This is a genomic window from Pseudomonas sp. Z3-6 (assembly GCF_051131985.1).
Classification (GTDB): domain Bacteria; phylum Pseudomonadota; class Gammaproteobacteria; order Pseudomonadales; family Pseudomonadaceae; genus Aquipseudomonas; species Aquipseudomonas zanjanensis.
On the sequence record NZ_CP071644.1, the window covers coordinates 2,359,129 to 2,379,985 of the forward strand.

The 20,857-nt window shown below is 62.1% G+C and carries 15 protein-coding genes; 1 reads left to right on the forward strand and 14 read right to left on the reverse strand.

Going from position 1 to position 20,857, the window contains the following annotated elements; translation table 11 throughout:
* Positions 1–42: 42 nt before the first annotated feature.
* The 3 genes from J3P88_RS10815 to J3P88_RS10825 are packed head-to-tail and all read right to left on the reverse strand — an operon-like array spanning position 43 to position 5,824.
* A complete protein-coding gene (locus tag J3P88_RS10815; protein WP_434575147.1) occupies positions 43–1,296 on the reverse strand; it encodes an SEL1-like repeat protein in 1,254 nt (417 codons plus the stop codon).
* A complete protein-coding gene (locus J3P88_RS10820; protein WP_434575149.1) occupies positions 1,296–3,110 on the reverse strand; it encodes a phospholipase D-like domain-containing protein in 1,815 nt (604 codons plus the stop codon). The genes J3P88_RS10815 and J3P88_RS10820 overlap by 1 nt, the downstream gene beginning before the upstream one ends.
* Positions 3,107–5,824: a type VI secretion system Vgr family protein gene (locus J3P88_RS10825; RefSeq protein WP_434575151.1), complete on the reverse strand. Its 2,718-nt coding sequence runs from the start codon at positions 5,822–5,824 to the stop codon at positions 3,107–3,109. Before J3P88_RS10825 ends, J3P88_RS10820 begins: the two co-directional genes overlap by 4 nt.
* A gap of 610 nt (positions 5,825–6,434) precedes the next feature.
* Between J3P88_RS10825 and J3P88_RS10830 the strand changes: the two genes are divergently transcribed.
* On the forward strand, positions 6,435–6,902 hold the full coding sequence (locus tag J3P88_RS10830) for a GNAT family N-acetyltransferase (RefSeq protein WP_434575152.1): 468 nt from the start codon (positions 6,435–6,437) through the stop codon (positions 6,900–6,902).
* 137 nt (positions 6,903–7,039) lie between these two features.
* Here J3P88_RS10830 and nuoN read toward each other — a convergent pair whose 3' ends face one another.
* The 11 genes from nuoN to nuoC all read right to left on the reverse strand — a co-directional run bounded on the left by nuoN (position 7,040) and on the right by nuoC (position 20,814).
* Positions 7,040–8,503 (reverse strand): NADH-quinone oxidoreductase subunit NuoN, encoded by a 1,464-nt coding sequence (gene nuoN, locus J3P88_RS10835; RefSeq protein WP_003203388.1) that lies wholly within the window; start codon positions 8,501–8,503, stop codon positions 7,040–7,042.
* 7 nt (positions 8,504–8,510) lie between these two features.
* The gene (gene nuoM, locus J3P88_RS10840; RefSeq protein WP_053123219.1) at positions 8,511–10,043 is read right to left on the reverse strand and encodes an NADH-quinone oxidoreductase subunit M; all 1,533 of its coding nucleotides are present in this window, start codon (positions 10,041–10,043) and stop codon (positions 8,511–8,513) included.
* 39 nt (positions 10,044–10,082) lie between these two features.
* Positions 10,083–11,936, reverse strand: coding sequence for an NADH-quinone oxidoreductase subunit L (gene nuoL / locus J3P88_RS10845; RefSeq protein WP_186709762.1), 1,854 nt, complete (start codon positions 11,934–11,936; stop codon positions 10,083–10,085).
* Positions 11,933–12,241, reverse strand: a complete 309-nt coding sequence (gene nuoK, locus J3P88_RS10850) for an NADH-quinone oxidoreductase subunit NuoK (RefSeq protein ID WP_003180046.1) — start codon at positions 12,239–12,241, stop codon at positions 11,933–11,935. The genes nuoL and nuoK overlap by 4 nt, the downstream gene beginning before the upstream one ends.
* A 4-nt stretch (positions 12,242–12,245) precedes the next feature.
* Positions 12,246–12,746, reverse strand: coding sequence for an NADH-quinone oxidoreductase subunit J (gene nuoJ, locus J3P88_RS10855; RefSeq protein WP_053123215.1), 501 nt, complete (start codon positions 12,744–12,746; stop codon positions 12,246–12,248).
* Positions 12,747–12,755: 9 nt separating this feature from the next.
* Positions 12,756–13,304, reverse strand: a complete 549-nt coding sequence (gene nuoI / locus J3P88_RS10860) for an NADH-quinone oxidoreductase subunit NuoI (protein ID WP_003180051.1) — start codon at positions 13,302–13,304, stop codon at positions 12,756–12,758.
* Between the two features lie 11 nt (positions 13,305–13,315).
* Positions 13,316–14,323 (reverse strand): NADH-quinone oxidoreductase subunit NuoH, encoded by a 1,008-nt coding sequence (nuoH, locus tag J3P88_RS10865; protein WP_053123213.1) that lies wholly within the window; start codon positions 14,321–14,323, stop codon positions 13,316–13,318.
* Positions 14,320–17,034, reverse strand: coding sequence for an NADH-quinone oxidoreductase subunit NuoG (nuoG, locus tag J3P88_RS10870; protein WP_186709764.1), 2,715 nt, complete (start codon positions 17,032–17,034; stop codon positions 14,320–14,322). The genes nuoH and nuoG overlap by 4 nt, the downstream gene beginning before the upstream one ends.
* 140 nt (positions 17,035–17,174) lie before the next feature.
* Positions 17,175–18,533, reverse strand: coding sequence for an NADH-quinone oxidoreductase subunit NuoF (nuoF, locus tag J3P88_RS10875; protein WP_053123209.1), 1,359 nt, complete (start codon positions 18,531–18,533; stop codon positions 17,175–17,177).
* Positions 18,530–19,027, reverse strand: coding sequence for an NADH-quinone oxidoreductase subunit NuoE (nuoE, locus tag J3P88_RS10880; RefSeq protein WP_186709765.1), 498 nt, complete (start codon positions 19,025–19,027; stop codon positions 18,530–18,532). Before nuoE ends, nuoF begins: the two co-directional genes overlap by 4 nt.
* A gap of 2 nt (positions 19,028–19,029) precedes the next feature.
* Complete coding sequence (gene nuoC / locus J3P88_RS10885) at positions 19,030–20,814, reverse strand: NADH-quinone oxidoreductase subunit C/D (RefSeq protein WP_434575155.1); 1,785 nt, start codon at positions 20,812–20,814, stop codon at positions 19,030–19,032.
* Between the last annotated feature and the right edge of the window lie 43 nt (positions 20,815–20,857).

Below are 20,857 nucleotides of genomic sequence, written 5' to 3' on the forward strand. Positions count from 1 at the left end.
TGATGCCTTTCACGTCTCATCCCATCAACAGCCGTCGATAGCTCATCCGTAAAATATCCAGTCCACCTTTTCTGGGCCGACCGTCACCCGGTCAGGGAGCAGGAAACGGTACTCGCGATGACGCACGTTCAGCGTCGGCAGGGTCTGCCCCTCTTCGAAGCGGCGGATGACGGCGTACCCGGCGGCGATCCAGTAGCCGGTTTGCGTACAGGCCTGGCCGCTTTGGCAGGTTGTCGAGGGTTGCTCGGCCTTGATGAAGGCGGGTGAATCGGGCGTGGGTTTGCCGGTGGCGGGTTCAAGACCCTTGGCCTTGGCCAACTCGCGGATCAGCGACTCGCTGGGTTTTGGCGGCGGGACGTTGGCCAGGCGGGCTTCGAGCCATTGGAGCTTGCCGTCCCATTCAGGCAGTTCGGCGGGCGGCAGGGGGAGGATTTCGTTGATTTCGGGGACGGTGGGGTTGGCGTAGGAGTAGTTCGCCAGGATTCGCCAGATGGTTTTGTAGCGCTCGGCGCGTTCGAGGTCTTCTTGTTGGCCGAGGTAATATAATTTGTCGGTAATGGGATGAGCTCGAAATGCCTCTTCCAGCCAACCGGACGAGGCTTCATCACCAGCAACCACTCCTAATTGGAATGCCTCTATGGCCTGTTGATACAGGCCCTTGTTTTTAAGATTGATACCTAAGGCCAGGGCTGCCTTACCATTACCCTGTTCAGCAGCGCAACGACGCATCTGGCGGGCGATGTCCGGCGCAACGTCGCTGGGTGCCAGCCTATCGCCAACAAGATACTGGGCCTGGGCGTTGCCCTCGTCAGCCGCCTTACGGAAGTAACGCAACGACATCTCGGCGTCCTGCCACAACCCCGCCGAGCCTTGTTGCAGGAAGATCCCGACGAAGTAATAACCCGTCGCCACGCCTGCTTCGATTAATTGTTGGCTCATACGCAAGTGCTGGGCGCCACTGAGCTCGAAACGACCGCGCATTGCACCGTTCTGCAGATTGATATTGGCCTTGTAATGGCCGTTCTCGGCGGCGATGCGATACAGCCGTTCAATCTCGGCATCGACGCTCTCGTCTTGCTTGAGCTGGTTATTTTTTTGCAACCAGCGCGCATATTGAAACAGCACATCGCTCTCGGCGGATGGTGCGGGGATCGTTTCGTGTTTGCAGGTAAAGGCCAGCTTGGCCTTGATTTCAGTTAAAGGCTTCACGGAGGGGTCCTTCTTGGGAAAATTAAACGTGCCAGCAGTGCCGCAAGCGGCCAGCAACAGGCAGGACAGCAGAAAAGCCCGGCGCATCAGTCGAGGTCCTTTAAAATGGCTTTGTCGTAATAAAACTCAACAAGCGAAGCCTCAGGCACCCCATTTTCTTTATCTTCCTGGCGCTCTTTGTTGTTGTTGATAATCTCCTGCCAAGCCTTAAACGCCTCCCCCGCATCATCCTGCGACCCCTTCTTTTTCGTATGCAGATCCCACAACCGCCGCCGCAACGCCTGGGTCACGCTCATCCACTCATGGGCAATGTTCAGCTCGCTGTCCACCTGCATGCTGCGAGTGTTGATGTTGGCCGAACCCAGCGTGGTGAACACGTCATTGACGATCATTAACTTGGAGTGGATGTACACCGGCATCCAGGTTTTGCCCGCCGGTGAATCGGGGGCAACCAGCGAGCATATGTGGACCTTCAAGCCGGGTATTTCCTCGGGCACAACGGTGCTGTCGAGGATTTTTTGTTTCTTACGTTCGAGCTCGGCCTTCCATCGGGCCTGTTCCAGTTGGCCAATACGGTCGTTCGGGTCGGCGCGGGGCATGGGCGGGGTTTCCTGTTGCATTTTTTGGATACGCCGCAGTTTGGTAACGCCGGGGATGGTATTGGCGCGCCCGAGGCTTGCGAGCATGCGTTGGGTGTTCACGGTGCCGGCGCCGATGCCATCGTCGGTGGCGTTGGTGACCACGAACAGATGCAACGCACCGTGCAGGCCGGGGTCGCGCCCGCCCTTGGTCTGGGTGGCGGCGACCGATTTGATGAACTCGGCCAGCGGCGGCCAGCGAAAGTACTGGTTTTCGATGTAGATGAACTGGGTCGCGTTGTTGACAGCCTTCATGTAGAGCTGCTCGATATCGCGTTTGCCCTCCTGCGGTTGGGTTCGCAGGATCTGAGCGATTTGCGGCATGCCGTGGGTGCGCAGTTGCGGCCCCACTTTCATGGACTGGCGCGAGGCGAGCAGGTCTTCACCGGTTTCCTTGCGCCAGGCGGTGGCGAAGTTGTGGTGCAGGTGTTCCAGGATCGGCCCGCTGAGCTGGCTGGAAATGTCCTGGCGCGGTGTATCGCCGCGTGGGCCACGGTTGGGCGCGGGTTTGCTGTCCTGGGTGCGGTTCAGTGCCGAATGTTTGTCCGTGTCCCAGTACTCGTCGAGCATGTTGTGGCCCATGATGAAGCCGACCGCGCAGTCCGGTAACTCATAGTCGACCAGGACACTTTTCTGGTGGTGGGTGGCCGTCCACCTCAGCGTCTGGCGCATCTTGGTACTGATTTCACTGTCCAGGCTTGCGTATTTCACCCAGTGGGCGATCTCGCCCCTTTCATCCAGGTTGAAACCACGACTGACAAACACCGGAAGTCCTCCCTTGGCGGTGCGTTGCGCGGCTTCGTGGTCGGCGACTGCACAGGTCGCAAACCACTGGCGATCGAAGGCGTACTGCTCTTCGGTGGCGCGCTGCATTACTCGGTCCATGAGGCGGATCGAGCCTTTGCCGGGCAAGTTGGCTTCACCGCCAAAACCGGCGGTATTGAAGGGCATCTCCCACCCCAACAGCCGCACCTGGACGCCTTCCCGGGCCTTGGCCATGAGCAGTTCGCCAATGCTCGGCGCCATGCCGTCGCGGATGAAATACATGGACGGTTGGAAGCCCCAGCAAATGATGTCGATGCTCTTTTGGGCCTGGGCAATGGCCTGGTGCACGGCCGTGAAAGTTTCCTCACCATTGACCAGCGCTTGATAGCTGGCGATCACGGGATGGTATTCAGTGTTGTGGACGTACCACGGCGCAGTGCAAATGGCTTCATTGGTGTGCCGTAGGCAAATGGGGACCACGATGTCGGGTTGCATCATTGCTCTGTCTCTTCCTTGTTATGGTTGGGGCCATTCGTTACGACGGCATATAGCGCACGGTGATCCGTGCGCGCAGAGGGCGCAGTCACTTCGGCATTGGTCTGTACGGAGTGGTTATGCAAACCACGATTGGCCAAGTGCGCCTGCTCGGCGTTGCGGTACTCGGTGGGCACGGGCAGTTGGTAGCTCACGCCGTTGACCATCGTCAGTTGGTAACTTCGGGTGACGACCTGATGGGCGATCGTGAGTTGCCCACTGCCATCGAGCACGCCTTGCTGGACCGGTACGCCATCGGCCTTGAGTGTGTAAGGCATACCCGCCCAACCTTGACCCGATGCATTGGGTGTTTGCGGTAGGCGCAGGCGCAGCGGTTGTTTGAACAAGCGCTGCGGGTAGTCCGGATGTGCGGCTTTCATGCTGGCAGCGCCTTTTACATATTCGAAATTCGCCGACCTGACGACAAAGTCCCCCAGCGTCCCCGACTCGATGACGCCCTCATCCAGCGTGATGTAGCTGCCGCCTGCGTTAAGGGTGATTTTCTTTTTCGCGACGATGCGGATCTCGTCCTCGGTGCTGGTGATGTCCAGCCCATGGCGGGCCATCAGTTCCAAGCTGTCGTTCTGCGCTTGCACGGTCACCGGGCCTTGGTTGGCAATCAACTTGAGGCCCAGCTTGCGCACGAACAGGCTCAGCCCCTGGCCCACCCCGATGAACAGGCGCTTGACCACGCTGAGATCGGCTTCGCCACCGGCGTTGAGCATCAGGTTGTGTTGCGCCGCCAGTTGCAGGTGTTTGCCGCTGGTAAGCGCGATGCCGTGCGGGGCGCTGAGCAGCAGGACGGAGGACTTGAGTTGTTCCAGATCCTGGCGTAGCAGTTGCAGTTGCGCGGCCACATCGGCCGGATCGGCCCGGCTCGCCTGGGCGTCGTTGGACAGGCTTTCCAGCTGATCGGTCGCTTGCTGCAAGCGGTCTGTTGCCGCGTTCATTTCTAGCACCTGGCCTTGGGCGCGGGGCTGCTCATCCGCACTGATAAACACCCCCTTGCCACCCCGAATCGCCCCCCAACCATCCGTGCGCAACTCAAACCCTTCCCCTCGTTTCTTGCGCTCGGCATCCACCAGATGCCCCAGGTTCAACTGGCTCTTGCCACTGTGCTCGGTACTGAGCTTGACGTGCTCCTGCCCCCGCGTGTCGTCCATGCGCAATTTGTTGTTGGTCGGGGTGCGCAGCACGTTGCGTCTTTCATTGCGCGCCGTGACCAGGTCGGGGTGTTCGTTGTCGTGCAGGGCGTGGGCGATGTAGGGGCGGTCGGGGTCGCCTTGTTCGAAGGCGACCGCCACTTCGGTGCCGGCCTGCAGCGGAAAGTGCAGGCCGTGGGTGTCGCCGCCGTAGGGCCGGGCCAGGCGCAGCCAGGCGCTTGAGCGGGCGGATTCCCAGGTGTCGCGGTCGAACAGAAAACGCACCTTGTAGCGGCCTTCGAAGTCAAGGTCCGCGTACGGCGGGTTGGTTTCCGGGTGGTTGACACGGGCGGGAATGGTGCCGCTGATGCGTGGCTTGGGCAGCAGCGCCGGGCGAAAGCACACGGTTTCCGAGTAGGGAATGGCCTGGAAAGTGGCGATGAAACTGCGGTCGCGGGCGGCTTCGGTGCGCAGGCCGACGATCACCGCGCCGGGGTCAAAGGCCTGGGGGGCGCCGCCGGTGATCTTGAGCAGTTGGGCTGGGGCCAGGGTGGCGCTGGTGGTGGTGCCGCTGAGGCGGACGTGGTCGTTGAGGTAGCGTTCGTGGCGCAGGCGGGCGTAGAAAAAGCCGCTTTCGCTTTGCAGATCTTCGTCCAGGGCATAGCGGTCGCCCAGCACCGTGTAGGGTTCGGCGTAGTGATAGGCCTCGCCGTAGGTGCCCTTGGCGCCTCGGGTGTGGTCGACTTCGCCGTCCAGAAACGCGTAGGCCTCGCGGTGGTTGTAGGCGCGAAAGTTAATGTGTTTTTCCACCACCTGATGGGCCGTTTGCAGCTGCCAGACCGCATCCTGTCCGTTGCTGGTCAAGCCTGACGGCGGGCGACACGGCAACTCGACGCCGCGCTGGTAGTGGCGCTGATCATCGTGGAATTCCACCACGTCGATGCCCAGGCGATCGTCGCTGACGATGCGATACCAGATGCCGACCTCGGCCAGCAGGCGCTCGATGAACGCCAGGTCGCTTTCGTCGTATTGCATGACCTGTTCGCGGCGAGGGTATTTGCGCACCACATTGAAATAAAAGTGCTGGCCGAGGAAATCGTGGCGCGTGCGCAGGATGTGTTCGACGATCTCCGGCACCGACTGGTACTGGTAGATCCGAAACTGTTTGCCCCGGTCCAGCAGCGCGAAACGTGGTTGCAGGGTGATTTCGTAGCGGGCTTCGTCGTGGGAACCGGACAGGCGCTTGAACTCGGTGACCGCACCGTGGAAGGTGCGCAGCGGCTTGATCACCGGGGGCTTGAAGCCCTTCGGTGTCGGCGGTGGCGGCATCGGGTACAGGCTGAAATGGGCGTCCCGCTTGAGCAGGTCGGTGGGGACCAGATCGCGCTCGGTGCAGGTGAACTCGATGCGGTAATGGTAGGGGCGGCTCAGGTGCTCCTCGCCGACGAAGGCCAGGACGTCGAGGTGGGCCTTGAGGTCGTAGACGCTGAGGGTGTGGCGGCTGTGGTCGAAGAAGGTGGGGCGTTGGCTAGACATGTTGCCGATCTCCCCAAGTGTTTCCCGCCGCTTGTTTCAGGTGGGAAGGTGACGGGGACAAAACCTTGTCGGCGTTGTTTCGATTGAAATCGACTTTGCGTTTTTCAGAGCGGTTTGCTGGCATGACATCCCTTGCTGCCTGCGTCTTTGCGCAGGGATTGGTTTCTCAAGGGTAGTCAGCGTGAATCAGCTCAAAGGATGGTTCCATCTTTTCGCATGGGGTTCGGCGACGTTTGGGAAGCGTCCTATAGGGGAGGGGCGCAATTTCTTAGGAAACGGCCCACACGGGATCAAAAAAAAGCCCATATCTCGCGATACGGGCATTTTTTCTGCTCGGACTCTCAGGTCTTCAACCCGTCAAGCCGCCTCCTGATCTTGCCCAAAAGCGCGGGTTCCGCAAAGTCGCTTTGAAATTGACTTGTCTGGCCACCCACAGCACTATCTGCCCATGATTTACATACGCCGAATGAACATGATGTATTCCTCCATGACCGCTACTGGCGGGCCATGAGGTCATGCGTGCATAGCATTTGACGTGTTACCCCAAGCCCCGCCAGAGATGGACGGGGCTTTTTGGTTCTCCGTCCGAACATGGCTGACGGAGAGTGAAATGTTCGAGATTAGACGAGCCAGCCACAGCGATTCCCAGACAGCATTCGACATTCGCCTGTTAGCGATCCGGCACCAATGCATCGGCGCCTACAGCGAGACGCAGCTATTGGCCTGGACGGCCGGTGCGGCCGATGATGGCTATTACACACTGATGGAGAAGCACTTCTATCTGGGCTGTATGAATGGAGAGCCGGTGGCGACAGGCATGCTTGACTTGGAGAACAGCGAAATCGGCGCAATCTTTGTGCATCCTGGCTTTATGCAGCAGGGTATCGGCGGGAGAATCCTGAAGCACCTTGAATGCCTGGCGCGAGAGTTGGGTCTGAAAGAAGTCAAGCTTGATGCGACATTGAATGCGGCTGACTTTTACCGACGCTGCGGTTTCGTGGGGGAGGAGCCTGCAATTTACCATTCCCCTTCGGGGCTTCAATTGGCATGTATTCCTATGGTGAAGCGGTTTTTATAGTGCAGGTTGATTTGATTGCTCAGGAACGGGAGCAAGGAAAAGGCAGTGATCACGGCTTCTGAAAACCATCATCGCCCAAACGCAGAAACGGCACCCAAAGGTGCCGTTTCTGTTTTCTACGATCCATCGCTACACGATCAACCCGTCAGCCCAGCCTGCTGAACCAACGTCAGCAACGGCTGCGGGTACACACCCAGGAAGAACGCCAACACGGCGATGGCCAGCAGCATCACGCCGCCTGCCTTCTGTTCCCAGTGCAACTCGGCGTCGTGGCGACGCAGGTTCGGTTCCATCAGGTACAGGGTGACCATGACGCGCAGGTAGTAGAACACGCCGATGGCACTGCCCAGCACCAGGGAGCCGACCAGCCACCATTGGTGGGCCTCGACGCCGGTGGCGATGATGTAGAACTTGCCGATGAAGCCGGCGGTCAGCGGAATGCCGGCCAGGGACAGCATCATCACGGTCAGCACGGCGGTCAGGTACGGACGGCGCCAGAACAGGCCGCGGTATTCGTACAGGGCGTCGGCGTCGCGGCCGTTGTACGGCGAGGACATCAGGGTGATCACGCCGAAGGCGCCGAGGCTGGTGATCACGTAGGTGACCAGGTACACGCCGATGGCTTCCACGGCCAGGCCCTTGCTGGCGATCAGGGCGATCAGCAGGTAGCCGAAGTGGGCGATGGACGAGTAACCCAGCAGGCGCTTGAGGTTGCTCTGGGTCAGCGCCAGCAGGTTACCGAACAGGATCGACGCGATGGCGATGATGGTCAGCACGTTGCTCAGCACGCCGCTGCTGGCCACTGGCGAGATCTGGAACAACCGCACCATCACTGCGAACACCGCCACTTTCGACGCGGTGGCCAGGAACGCCGCCACTGGCGCCGGGGCGCCTTCGTAGACGTCCGGGGTCCAGAGGTGGAACGGGACCAGCGACAGCTTGAACGCCAGGCCGATCAGCATCATGCCCAGGCCCAGTTGCGCGATCGGGCTAGGCAGGCCGGTGGCGGCCAGGGCCTGGCCGATGCCGACGAAGCTCAGGGTGCCGGCTTCGGCGTAGAGCAGGGCCATGCCGAACAACAGGAACGCGGAACCGGCCGCCGACAACACCATGTACTTGATGCCGGCTTCCAGGGAGCGCTTGTTGAAGAAGGCGTAGGCCACCAGGCCGTAGACCGGTACCGACAGCAGTTCCAGGCCGATGAACAGGCTGGCCAGGTGCTGCGCGCTGACCAGGACCAGGCCACCGGCAGCAGCCATCAGGATCAGCAGGTACAGTTCTTCGCGGTTGCCCGGGTAACCCGAACCGCCATCGCCGAGGTAGGCGTGGGCGAGGGTGACGCAGGCCAGGGTGGCGACCAGGATCAACGCCATGTAGAGGCAGGCGAAGCTGTCGATCTGGATCAGCGGCGTGACCGCCAGTGGCGCGACTTTCAAGGCCGGCAAGATCGACAGCAAGGCCAGGTTCAGCCCCGCCACCGACAGCAGGAAGGTCTGTGAGTGATTGCGCCGCCAGGCGATCGCCAGCATCACCACGATGATCGTGGCGCTGGTGATCAACAGCGGCGCAAGCGCGATAAAGTGTTGAATCGTGAATTCCATAGCGCTCTTACCGGGCCGAAGCGAGTTGAGAGAAGGCGGTGCCGAGCCACTGCTGCACGCCATGCATCGTGGCGGCAGAGGTGTCGAGGAACGGTTGCGGGTAGACGCCGAGGTAAACCAGCAGCACCGCAAGGCCGAGCACCATGATCAGTTCGCGACCGTCCATGCCACGCAACACTTCATCCGACTTGGCCGGACCGAAGTAGGCGCGGTGGATCATGATCAGCGAGTAGACCGAACCGAACACCAGGCCGGACGTGGCAATCGCCGTGATCCATGGCGCGCTGACGAACGAGCCGATCAGGATCAGGAACTCGCCGACGAAGTTGCCGGTACCCGGCAGGCCCAGGGAAGCGGCCGCGAAGAACAGGCTGATGGCTGGCAGGTAGGCGATGCGCGACCAGATGCCGCCCATCTCACGCATGTCCCGGGTGTGCAGGCGCTCGTACAACTGACCGCTGAGGATAAACAGTGCGGCGGCCGACAGGCCGTGGGCGAGCATCTGGATCACCGCGCCTTGCAGGGCCAGCTGGCTGCCGGAGTAGATCCCGATCAGCACGAAGCCCATGTGCGAAACGCTGGAGAAGGCGATCAAGCGCTTGATGTCGGTCTGGGCGAACGCCAGGAACGCACCGTAGAAAATCCCGATCAGGCCCAGGGTCATGGCAATCGGCGCGAACTCGGCCGAGGCATTGGGGAACAGCGGCAGGGCGAAGCGCAACAGGCCGTAGGCCGCCGTCTTCAGCAGGATACCCGCCAGGTCCACGGAACCGGCGGTCGGCGCCTGGGCGTGGGCGTCCGGCAGCCAGGAGTGGAACGGCACCACCGGCAGCTTCACCGCGAAGGCGATGAAGAAGCCGAGCATCAGCACGTACTCGGTGGTCTTGGACATCTGCACTTTCAACAGGTCGGCGTAGTTGAAGGTAATCACGCCAGTGTTGTTGAAGTTCACCAGGACCAGGCCAAGGATCGCCACCAACATGATCAGGCCGGAAGCCTGGGTGAAGATGAAGAACTTGGTCGCCGCGTAGATCCGGGTTTTCTTTCCGTCCGAAGAACTGTGACCCCAGAGCGCGATGAGGAAGTACATCGGCACCAGCATCATTTCCCAGAAGAAGAAGAACATGAACAGGTCCAGCGCCAGGAACACGCCGACGACGCCGCCCAGGATCCACATCAGGTTCAGGTGGAAGAAACCGACGTGACGCTGGATCTCTTTCCAGGAGCAGAGCACCGAGAGGATACCCAGCAGGCCGGTCAGCAGGATCATCAGCAGCGACAGGCCGTCGAGGGCCAGGTGCACGCTGATGCCGAAGCGCGCGATCCAGGCGTGCTTGAACTCAAGCGCCCAGGTCGGATCGGCGCCAGGGGCCGGTGCAAATGAATAGTCACCGGTCGCCCACAGCCAGAGGCCGAGCGCGAGTTCCAGGGACATGGTCAGCAGCGCAATCCAGCGCGGGAGCGTGGAGCTGGAGCGCTCCGCGATCCAGCACAGCAGGCCGCCGATGAAGGGGATCAGGATTAGCCAGGGCAGAATCATGACGGGCTCGTTTCCTTTCGCAAGTTCGCAAGGTTCATATCAGACCGCTACCAGCACGATGGCGCCGATAACCAGCACGGCGCCAGCCGCCATGGAAGCCGCATACCAACGCAGTTGACCTGTCTCGGTACGGCTCAGGGCAGTGTGGCCGCCCTTGGCCATGCGCGGGATCAGGCCAATGGTCTGGTCGAGCGGGTCTTTGCGCAGAATGTGGCTGATCGCAAGGTATGGCTTGACGAACAGTTTGTCGTAGATCCAGTCGAAGCCCCAGGCGGCGAACCACCAGGCCGAGAGGAAACGCCCGATGCCGCTGTTGGCGATTGCCGTGACGAAACGGCGCTTGCCGAGGAACAGCAGGGCAGCCAGCAGGATCCCCGCCAGGGCGATGGCGCCCGAGGCGATTTCCAGGCTGTGCTTGGCTTCGCCGCCGGCATGGCCGACGCTTTGCGGCAGCACATCGGCCAGCGGTGGGGTGATCATGGCGCCGACGAAGGTCGACAGCACGATCAGCACCGACAGCGGCAGCCAATGGGCAATGCCGTGGCCTGCATGGGCTTCGGTCTTGGCTTCACCGTGGAACGCGATGAAGATCAGGCGGAAGGTGTACAGCGAGGTCATGAACGCACCCACCAGGCCCGCGTAGAGCAGACCCTGGTTACCGCTGGCGAACGCTTCCCAGAGGATCTCGTCCTTGGAGTAGAAACCGGCGGTGACCAGTGGCAGGGCCGCCAGGGCCGCGCCGCCGACGATGAAGCTGGCGTAGGCCAACGGCAGTTTCTTCCACAGGCCGCCCATCTTGAAGATGTTCTGCTCGTGGTGGCAGGCCACGATCACCGCACCGGAGGCAAGGAACAGCAGCGCCTTGAAGAAGGCATGGGTCATCAGGTGGAAGATCGCGCCTTCCCAGGCACCGACGCCCAGGGCCAGGAACATGTAGCCGATCTGGCTCATGGTCGAGTAGGCGAGGATGCGCTTGATGTCGGTCTGCACCAGGGCGGCAAAACCGGCCAGCACCAGGGTCACACCGCCGACGATGCCGACCAGGTGCAGGATGTCCGGCGCCAGGGCGAACAGGCCGTGGGTACGGGCGATCAGGTAGACACCGGCGGTCACCATGGTCGCGGCGTGGATCAGTGCCGAGACCGGGGTAGGGCCGGCCATCGCGTCCGCCAACCAGGTTTGCAGCGGCAGTTGCGCGGATTTACCGACAGCGCCGCCCAGCAGCATCAGGGTCGCCAGGACGATCCAGAAGTCACCGACCTTGAAGTGCTCGGGCGCCTTGACCAGCAGTTCCTGGATGTTCAGCGTACCCAGTTGCTGGAACAGGATGAACAGGCCGATGGCCATGAACACGTCGCCGATGCGGGTGACGATGAACGCCTTGAGCGCGGCGTTACCGTTGTTGCGGTTGCTGTAGTAGAAACCGATCAACAGGTACGAGCACAAGCCCACGCCTTCCCAGCCGAAGTACAGGAACAACAGGTTATCGCCGAGCACCAGGAACAGCATGCTGGCGATGAACAGGTTGGTGTAGGCGAAGAAGCGCGAGTAACCGGCTTCACCGCGCATGTACCAGGAAGCGAACAGGTGGATCAGGAAACCCACGCCGACCACCACGCCGAGCATGGTCACCGACAGGCCGTCCAGGTACAGGGCGAAGTTCGGCGTGAAGCCCTCCACCGCCATCCACTGCCACAGCACCTGCACGTAACGGCCACCTTCCGGTGGGGCGACGTTGAATTGCCAGATCACGTAGGCCGTGACGATGGCGGACAGGCCGATGGAACCCACGCCTACCAGCGCCGACAGGTTTTCCGACCAGCGTCCACGGGAGAACGACAGCAGCAGGAAACCGACAAGGGGAAATATGAAAGTCAGGAAGAGAAGGTTCATCCGCGCATCTCGCTGGCAGCGTCAATATCGAGAGTGTGGAAGCGGCGATACAGCTGCAACAGGATCGCCAGGCCGATACTGGCCTCGGCGGCTGCCAGGCTGATCACCAGGATGAACATGATCTGTCCATCCGGTTGCGCCCAGCGAGCGCCCGCGACGATGAAGGCCAGGGCGGAGGCATTCATCATGACCTCCAGGCTCATCAGCACGAACAGGATGTTGCGGCGGACCATCAGGCCGACCAGACCGAGGCAGAACAGGATGCCGGCAACCGCCAGGCCATGTTCGAGAGGGATAGCAGGCATGTGATTACTCCTTCGCCTCGTTACGGCCCAAATGGAACGCCGTGACGGCTGCGGCAAGCAGCAGCATCGAGGCGAGTTCGACCACCAGCAGGTACGGGCCGAACAGGCTGATGCCCACGGCCTTGGCGTCTACGGTAGTGTGGCCGATGGCCTGGCCGCTCTGGTGAGCGAACAGCACATACAGCAGTTCACCCAGCAGCAGGGCGGACAGGATCACCGGCCCCGCCCAGATGCCGGGCTTGAGCCAGGTGCGTTCCTGCTGCACCGCGGCCGGGCCGAGGTTGAGCATCATCACCACGAACACGAACAGCACCATGATGGCGCCGGCGTAGGCGATCACTTCCAGGGCACCGGCGAACGGCGCGCCGAGGGCGAAGAAGGTCATGGCCACGGCGATCAGCGAAATGATCAGGTAGAGCAGGGCGTGCACGGGGTTGGTGTTGGTGACCACACGAAGCGTGGACACCACCGCGATACCCGATGCGAAATAGAAAGCGAATTCCATCTTTCTTCCTTAAGGCAGCAAGCTCTTCACGTTGATCGGTTCGGCTTCGTTCTGCGCGGCGCCTTTTGGCTTACCGGCAATGGCCATACCTGCAACACGATAGAAGTTGTAATCAGGGTTTTTACCGGGACCGGAAATCAGCAGATCTTCTTTCTCGTACACCAGGTCCTGACGTTTGAACTCGGCCATTTCGAAATCCGGCGTGAGCTGGATCGCGGTGGTCGGGCACGCTTCCTCGCAGAGGCCGCAGAAAATGCAGCGCGAGAAGTTGATGCGGAAGAAGTCCGGGTACCAGCGACCGTCTTCGGTTTCAGCTTTCTGCAGCGAGATGCAACCCACCGGGCACGCCACGGCGCACAGGTTGCAGGCCACGCAGCGTTCTTCGCCGTCGGGGTCGCGGGTCAGGACGATGCGGCCACGGTAGCGGGGCGCTAGATAGACCGGCTCTTCCGGGTATTGCAGGGTGTCGCGTTTGCGAAAGCCATGGCCGAAGATCATGACCAGGCTTCGCAGTTGGGTACCGGTACCCTTAACGATGTCGCCAATATATTTGAACATGGGTCAAATCCTCACTGAACCGCGGCCGCAGGCGCGTTCATCAAAACGATCGCAGCGGTCACCAGCATGTTGATCAGGGTCAGCGGCAGGCAGAATTTCCAGCTGAAGTCCATCACCTGGTCGTAGCGTGGGCGCGGGATCGAGGCGCGCAGCAGGACGAACAGCATGATGAAGAACGCGGTCTTCAGGGCGAACCAGACGAAGGACAGTTGCGGCAGGATGCCGAACGGACCGTGCCAGCCACCGAAGAACAGCGTTACCAGCAGTGCCGAGATCAGGATGATGCCGATGTATTCACCGACGAAGAACATGCCCCACTTCATGCCGGCATATTCAATGTGGTAACCGTCGGCCAGTTCCTGCTCCGCTTCCGGCTGGTCGAAGGGGTGACGGTGAGTCACGGCCACGCCAGCGATGAAGAAGGTACAGAAACCGAAGAACTGCGGAATGATGAACCACAGGTTCTGGGCCTGGTACTCGACGATGTCGCGCATGTTGAACGAGCCGGCCTGGATCACGATGCCCATGAGCGCCAGGCCCATGAACACTTCGTAGGACACGGTCTGGGCCGAGGCCCGCAGGCTGCCCAGCAGGGCAAACTTGTTGTTGCTCGACCAACCGGCGAACAGCACCGCGTACACCGACAGGCCGGCCATGGCGAAGAAGAACAGCAGGCCGATGTTCAGGTCCGCCACGCCCCAGGTCGGGGTGATCGGGATGATCGCGAAGGCGATCAGCAAGGCGCTCATGGCCACGATCGGCGCCAGGGTGAAGATCACCTTGTCGGCAAACGGTGGTGTCCAGTCTTCCTTGAAGAACATCTTGATCATGTCGGCGGCGATCTGGAACATGCCGAACGGGCCGACGCGGTTCGGACCGTAGCGGTCCTGCCACCAGCCCAGCAGGCGACGTTCGACGAAGCTCAGCAACGCGCCGCAAACCACCACGGCCAGCAGGATCACGATGGCCTTGAGGACCGTCAGGATCACAGCGATCACTTCAGGGGTGAACCAGCTCATTGCGCTGCCTCCTGCAGACCGTCGACAGTCTTGCCGAAAATCGCCGGTGGAATACCCGCCAGGCCAGCCGGCAGGGCCACCAGGCCGGCGCCCAGTTCTTCATTGATGCGCAGCGGCAGACGCAGGGTCTGGCCGGCCACGTTCAGGCTCAGCAGGGCGCCGTCGTTGACGCCCAGGCGATCGGCTTCCGACTTGGCCAGCGACACGTAGGCGGCGGGGATGCGTTCCTGCACCGGTGCGGCTTTGGAAGAGTTCTCTTCGCTGCCGAACAAGTGATGGAACGGCACGACCTGCCAGGTGCCCGGTGCCGGGTTGAAGGCGCGTGGCACGCTGGCGAACCAGCCCAGGCCATCGCCCTGGCTTTCGATCAGGCGGGTGCCCGGGTCACCGGCACGCAGGTGTCCACCGACTTCGTCCTGGAACTTGTTCCAGGCTTGCGGCGAGTTCCAGCCCGGCGACCAGGCGAACGGCACTTGCGAGCGCGGTTCGGCGGAGCCCGAGTAACCTTCCATGGAGAACGAGAACGCGGTGTCCTTGTCCTGGGAAGTCCGGGGTTCGTGGACACTGATGTTGGCGCGCATCGCGGTGCGACCGGAGTAGCGCAGCGGTTCGCGGGCCAGCTTCAGGCCCTTGATGCGGAACGCGGCCGATGGCGCGGCATCGACGATGCGAGCCAGTTGCGGGCTGCTCGACGCGACGGCGGCGGTGACGTGGTCCAGTTGCGTCCAGTCGATCGGCTGGTCCAGCAGGGTGGCGCGCAGGGCATGCAGCCAGCGCCAGCCTTCATGGACCAGGATGCTGGCGTCCAGGTAAGTCGGGTCGAACACCTGGAAGAAGCGCTGGGCGCGACCTTCCTGGCTGACCAGCGTACCGTCGCCTTCGGCGAAGCTCGCCGCCGGCAGCACCAGGTGGGCGCGGTCGGTGGTGGCGGTTTTCTGATGGTCGGCGACGATCACAACCTTGGCGGCGTTCAACGCGGCATCGACCTTGGCCTTGTCAGTGCGGGTGAACAGGTCGTTCTCCAGCACGACGATGGCGTCGGCGTTGCCGTCGATCACGGCTTGCAGGGCTGCATCGACGGATTCGCCACCGAGCATGGCCAGGCCGAGGCTGTTGGCTTCCGGCACGATCAGGCTGATGGAACCGTTCTTCTCCCGCAGCTTCAAGGCCTTGGCGATGTTGGCGGCGGCTTCGATCAGCGCCTTGGAACCCAGGGAGGTGCCGGCGATGATCAAGGGGCGCTTGGCCGCCAGCAGGGCGTCGGCGATGCGTTGGGCGAGGGCGGCCGCTTCGCTGTCCAGGCCGTCGACGGCCGGGGCGCTGGCGTCCAGGGCGTGGGCCACGGCGAAACCGATGCGGGCCAGGTCGTCCGGGGCGGCGTGGACGCATTCTTCGGCCACGTCGTCGAGCTTGGTTTCAGCGAGGCTGGCGATGAACAGCGGGTTCAGCGCGTCCTGGCCGATGTTCTTCACGGCGGCGTCGAGCCATGGCTGCACGCGCATGGCGTCGGCCATGGCCTCGGCCTTGCCCTTGACCGACTGGCGCAGGGCCAGGGCCATGCGGGCGGCGGTTTGGGTCAGGTCTTCGCCAAGGACGAACACCGCGTCGTGGTCTTCGATGTCGCGCATCGTCGGCACCGGCAGCGGGCTGTCCTTGAGCACTTGCAGCACCAGGCGGATGCGTTCCAGCTCGCCGGCTTCGATGCCGCTGTAGAAGTGCTCGGCGCCGACCAGCTCACGCAGGGCGTAGTTGCTTTCCAGGCTGGCGCGAGGCGAACCGATGCCGACAATGTTGCGACCGCGCAGCAGCTCGGCGGCCTTGTCCAGGGCCTCGTCCAGGCTCAGCGTGGCGCCGCCCGCCAGCAGCGGCTGGCGTGGGCGATCCTTGCGATTGACATAGCCGTAGCCGAAACGGCCACGGTCGCACAGGAAGTACTGGTTGACCGAACCGTTGTAGCGGTTTTCGATGCGACGCAGTTCGCCGTAGCGTTCGCCCGGGGAAATGTTGCAACCGCTGGAGCAGCCATGGCAGATGCTCGGCGAGAACTGCATGTCCCACTTGCGATTGTAGCGCTCGGAGTGGGTCTTGTCGGTGAACACACCGGTCGGGCAGACCTCGGTGAGGTTGCCGGAGAATTCGCTTTCCAGGGTGCCGTCTTCAACGCGACCGAAGTACACGTTGTCGTGGGCGCCGAACACGCCCAGGTCGGTGCCGCCGGCGTAGTCCTTGTAGAAACGCACGCAACGGTAGCAGGCGATGCAGCGGTTCATCTCGTGGGAGATGAACGGGCCCAGTTGCTGGTTCTGGTGGGTACGCTTGGTGAAGCGATAACGGCGCTCGTTGTGACCGGTCATCACGGTCATGTCTTGCAGGTGGCAGTGGCCGCCTTCCTCACAAACCGGGCAGTCGTGAGGGTGGTTGGTCATCAGCCATTCGACGACGCTGGCGCGAAACACTTTCGCTTCTTCGTCGTCGATGGAGATCCAGCTGCCGTCGGTGGCGGGGGTCATGCAGGACATGACGATCCGACCACGCTTGTCGTTTTCGTCGGTGTACTGCTTGACCGCGCACTGGCGACAAGCGCCAACGCTGCCAAGGGCGGGGTGCCAGCAGAAATAAGGGATGTCGAGGCCCAGCGACAGACATGCCTGTAACAGGTTGTCTGCGCCATCGACTTCGAGCTCTTTGCCGTCTACGTGGATAGTGGCCATGGTTCAAAGTTCTTCGTTGGCCCGGTGTCAGCGGGCGTGGCTAATGGAATCTTGTCGTTCGTCCGAATCCAAACAGCCTGGTAAAAGGCGTCATCGGACGAAAGGCGCAGGGCACGGACCCTGCGCCTTTTTAAGCGTCGTTACGCGCCGACCATGGTCGGCGTGACCACCTGATTAAGGTCGCCCGCGCGGGTTGGCGCGATGCCGGCCTCGAATTCAGGGCGGAAGTATTTGATCGCGCTGCCCAACGGCTCCACGGCACCCGGTGCGTGAGCACAGAAGGTCTTGCCTGGGCCGAGGAAACCCACCAGACCCAGCAGGGTCTCGATGTCGCCGGGCTGGCCTTCGCCGTTCTCGATGGCCATCAGCAGCTTGACGCTCCAGGGCAGGCCGTCGCGGCAAGGGGTGCAGAAACCGCAGGATTCGCGCGCGAAGAACTGCTCCATGTTGCGCAGCAGCGAGACCATGTTGACGCTGTCGTCCACCGCCATGGCCAGGCCGGTGCCCATGCGGGTGCCGACCTTGGCGATGCCGCCGGCGTACATTTGCGCGTCCAGGTGTTCCGGCAACAGGAAGCCGGTACCGGCGCCGCCAGGCTGCCAGCACTTGAGCGTGTAGCCGTCGCGCATGCCGCCGGCGTAGTCCTCGAACAACTCGCGACCGGTGACGCCGAATGGCAATTCCCACAGGCCAGGGTTCTTGACCTTGCCGGAGAAGCCCATGAGCTTGGTGCCCATGTCTTCGCTGCCGTCGCGGGCCAGGGATTTGTACCAGTCCACGCCGTCGGCGATGATCGCCGGCACGTTGCACAGGGTCTCGACGTTGTTCACGCAGGTCGGCTTGCCCCACACGCCGACGGCGGCAGGGAAGGGCGGCTTGGAGCGTGGGTTGGCGCGGCGGCCTTCCAGGGAGTTGATCAGCGCGGTTTCTTCACCGCAGATGTAGCGCCCGGCGCCGGTGTGGACGAACAACTCGAAGTCGAAGCCTGAGCCCAGGATGTTCTTGCCCAACAGGCCGGCGGCCTTGGCTTCTTCCACGGCACGGTTCAGGTGCTTGGCGGCAGTGGTGTACTCGCCGCGCAGGAAGATGTAGCCACGGTAGGTCTTCAGCGCACGGGCGCTGATCAGCATGCCTTCGATCAGCAGATGGGGCAGTTGCTCCATCAGCATGCGGTCCTTCCAGGTGTTGGGTTCCATTTCATCCGCGTTGCACAGCAGGTAGCGGATGTTGATGGATTCGTCCTTGGGCATCAGGCCCCACTTCACCCCGGTGGGGAAGCCCGCGCCACCACGGCCCTTGAGGCCGGCGTCTTTCACGGTCTGGACGATGTCGTCGCCGGCCATGTCGGCGAACGCCTTGCGCGCGGCGGCGTAGCCGTTCTTGGCCTGGTATTCGTCCAGCCACACCGCTTCGCCGTCGTCACGCAGACGCCAGGTCAGGGGATGGGTTTCGGCCGAACGCTGGATGCGGTTGGCGGGCCCGAAGGAAGTCAGGGTCATACGTAGCCCTCCAGCAGTTTGGCGACGCCGTCAGGCTTGACGTCACCGAAGGTGTCGTCGTCGATCATCAACGCCGGTGCCTTGTCGCAGTTGCCCAGGCAGCACACCGGCAGCAGCGTGAAGCGGCCGTCGGCGGTGGTCTGGCCCAGGCCGATGCCCAGTTTGCTCTGGATCTCGCCGACCACCGATTCGTGGCCGCCGATGTAGCAGACCATGCTGTCGCAGACACGAATGATGTGACGGCCGACTGGCTGGCGGAAAATCTGGCTGTAGAAGGTGGCTACGCCCTCGACGTCACTGGCCGGGATGCCGAGGATCTCGCCGATGGCGTAGAGCGCGCCATCAGGCACCCAGCCACGTTCCTTCTGGACGATCTTCAGGGCTTCGATCGACGCCGCGCGCGGGTCTTCGTAGTGATGCAGCTCGTGCTCGATGGCCGAGCGCTCGGTTTCGCTCAGGGCGAAACGGTCAGTCTGGATAAGCGTGCTGTTCATGCTTAGCGGTCCACGTCGGCCATAACGAAATCGATACTACCCAGGTACGCGATCAAGTCCGCGACCATGCTGCCTTTGATCACCGAAGGGATCTGCTGCAGGTGCGGGTAGCTTGGGGTACGAATCCGGGTGCGGTAGCTCATGGTGCCGCCATCGCTCGTCAGGTAATAACTGTTGATGCCCTTGGTCGCTTCGATCATCTGGAAGGATTCGTTGGCCGGCATGACCGGGCCCCACGAAACCTGCAGGAAGTGCGTGATCAGGGTCTCGATGTGCTGCAGCGTGCGCTCCTTGGGCGGCGGCGTGGTCAGCGGGTGATCCGCCTTGTACGGGCCTTCCGGCATGTTGCGCAGGCACTGGTCGATGATCTTGAGGCTCTGGCGCATTTCCTCGACGCGGACCATGCAGCGGTCGTAGGCGTCACCGTTGGCCGCCAGCGGAACTTCGAACTCGAAGTTCTCGTAGCCGGAATACGGACGCGCCTTGCGCAGGTCGAAGTCGCAACCGGTGGAACGCAGGCCGGCACCGGTGACGCCCCATTCCAGGGCCTCCTTGGTGTTGTAGGCGGCGACGCCGATGGTACGACCCTTGAGGATGCTGTTCTGCAGGGCTGCCTTGGTGTATTCGTCCAGGCGCTTGGGCATCCACTCGACGAAGTCCTTGACCAGTTTCTCCCAGCCGCGGGGCAGGTCGTGGGCCACGCCACCGATGCGGTACCAGGCCGGGTGCAGGCGGAAGCCGGTGATGGCTTCGATCACCGTGTACGCGCGCTGGCGGTCGGTGAAGGTGAAGAACACCGGGGTCATCGCGCCGACGTCCTGGATATAGGTGCCCAGGAACAGCAGGTGGCTGGTGATGCGGAAGAACTCGGCCATCATGATGCGGATGACATCGACCCGGTCCGGCACCTTGATCCCGGCGAGTTTCTCGACCGAGAGCACGTACGGCAGGTTGTTCATCACGCCGCCGAGGTAGTCGATGCGGTCGGTGTACGGAATGTAGCTGTGCCAGGACTGGCGCTCGGCCATTTTCTCGGCGCCACGGTGGTGGTAGCCGATGTCAGGCACGCAGTCGACGATCTCTTCGCCGTCCAGCTGCAGGATGATGCGGAAGGCACCGTGGGCCGAAGGGTGGTTCGGGCCCAGGTTGAGGAACATGTAGTCCTCGTTGGCGCCCGAACGCTTCATGCCCCAGTCTTCAGGCTTGAAGCGTGCGGCTTCTTCCTCGAGCTGTTGCTTGGCCAGGGACAGGCTGAACGGGTCGAACTCGGTGGCACGGGCCGGGAAGTCCTTGCGCAGCGGGTGACCTTCCCAGGTCGGCGGCATCATGATGCGGGTCAGGTGCGGGTGGCCGGGGAAATCGATCCCGTACATGTCCCACACTTCACGCTCGTACCAGTTGGCGTTCGGCCAGATGCCGGTCACGGTCGGCACGCTGAGGTCGCTCTCGGACAAGGCGACCTTGATCATTACGTCACTATTACGCTCGATCGACATCAAGTGATAGAACACGGTGAAGTCGACGCCGTCGGGCAGCCCTTGACGCTTGGTGCGCAGGCGCTCGTCCACGCCGTGCAGGTCATAGAGCATGACGTACGGCTTGGGCAGGTTGCGCAGGAAGGTCAGGACTTCGACGAGCTTGGCACGGGCAACCCAAAGCACCGGCATGCCGGTGCGGGTCGGCTGGGCGGTGAACGCCTCGGGGCCAAAACGGTTGTTCAGTTCGACGACCACATCCTGGTCGTCTGCCTTGTAAGGCGGGATGTACAGAGCACTGCCTGTAGTCATGGTTATTTATCGCTTTCGGTCAACGTAAAGAATGAAGCCAGGT

Excerpts from the sequence above, each read along its gene's own strand:
- nuoM (WP_053123219.1), bottom strand. The coding sequence starts at position 10,043 with ATGATTCTGCCCTGGCTAATCCTGATCCCCTTCATCGGCGGCCTGCTG.
- J3P88_RS10825 (WP_434575151.1), bottom strand. The coding sequence starts at position 5,824 with ATGTCTAGCCAACGCCCCACCTTCTTCGACCACAGCCGCCACACCCTC.
- nuoE (WP_186709765.1), bottom strand. The coding sequence starts at position 19,027 with ATGAACAGCACGCTTATCCAGACTGACCGTTTCGCCCTGAGCGAAACC.
- nuoN (WP_003203388.1), bottom strand. The coding sequence starts at position 8,503 with ATGGAATTCACGATTCAACACTTTATCGCGCTTGCGCCGCTGTTGATC.
- J3P88_RS10820 (WP_434575149.1), bottom strand. The coding sequence starts at position 3,110 with ATGATGCAACCCGACATCGTGGTCCCCATTTGCCTACGGCACACCAAT.
- nuoG (WP_186709764.1), bottom strand. The coding sequence starts at position 17,034 with ATGGCCACTATCCACGTAGACGGCAAAGAGCTCGAAGTCGATGGCGCA.
- nuoJ (WP_053123215.1), bottom strand. The coding sequence starts at position 12,746 with ATGGAATTCGCTTTCTATTTCGCATCGGGTATCGCGGTGGTGTCCACG.
- nuoL (WP_186709762.1), bottom strand. The coding sequence starts at position 11,936 with ATGAACCTTCTCTTCCTGACTTTCATATTTCCCCTTGTCGGTTTCCTG.
- nuoC (WP_434575155.1), bottom strand. The coding sequence starts at position 20,814 with ATGACTACAGGCAGTGCTCTGTACATCCCGCCTTACAAGGCAGACGAC.
- J3P88_RS10830 (WP_434575152.1), top strand. The coding sequence starts at position 6,435 with ATGTTCGAGATTAGACGAGCCAGCCACAGCGATTCCCAGACAGCATTC.
- nuoH (WP_053123213.1), bottom strand. The coding sequence starts at position 14,323 with ATGAGCTGGTTCACCCCTGAAGTGATCGCTGTGATCCTGACGGTCCTC.
- nuoF (WP_053123209.1), bottom strand. The coding sequence starts at position 18,533 with ATGACCCTGACTTCCTTCGGGCCCGCCAACCGCATCCAGCGTTCGGCC.
- J3P88_RS10815 (WP_434575147.1), bottom strand. The coding sequence starts at position 1,296 with ATGCGCCGGGCTTTTCTGCTGTCCTGCCTGTTGCTGGCCGCTTGCGGC.
- nuoK (WP_003180046.1), bottom strand. The coding sequence starts at position 12,241 with ATGCCTGCTATCCCTCTCGAACATGGCCTGGCGGTTGCCGGCATCCTG.
- nuoI (WP_003180051.1), bottom strand. The coding sequence starts at position 13,304 with ATGTTCAAATATATTGGCGACATCGTTAAGGGTACCGGTACCCAACTG.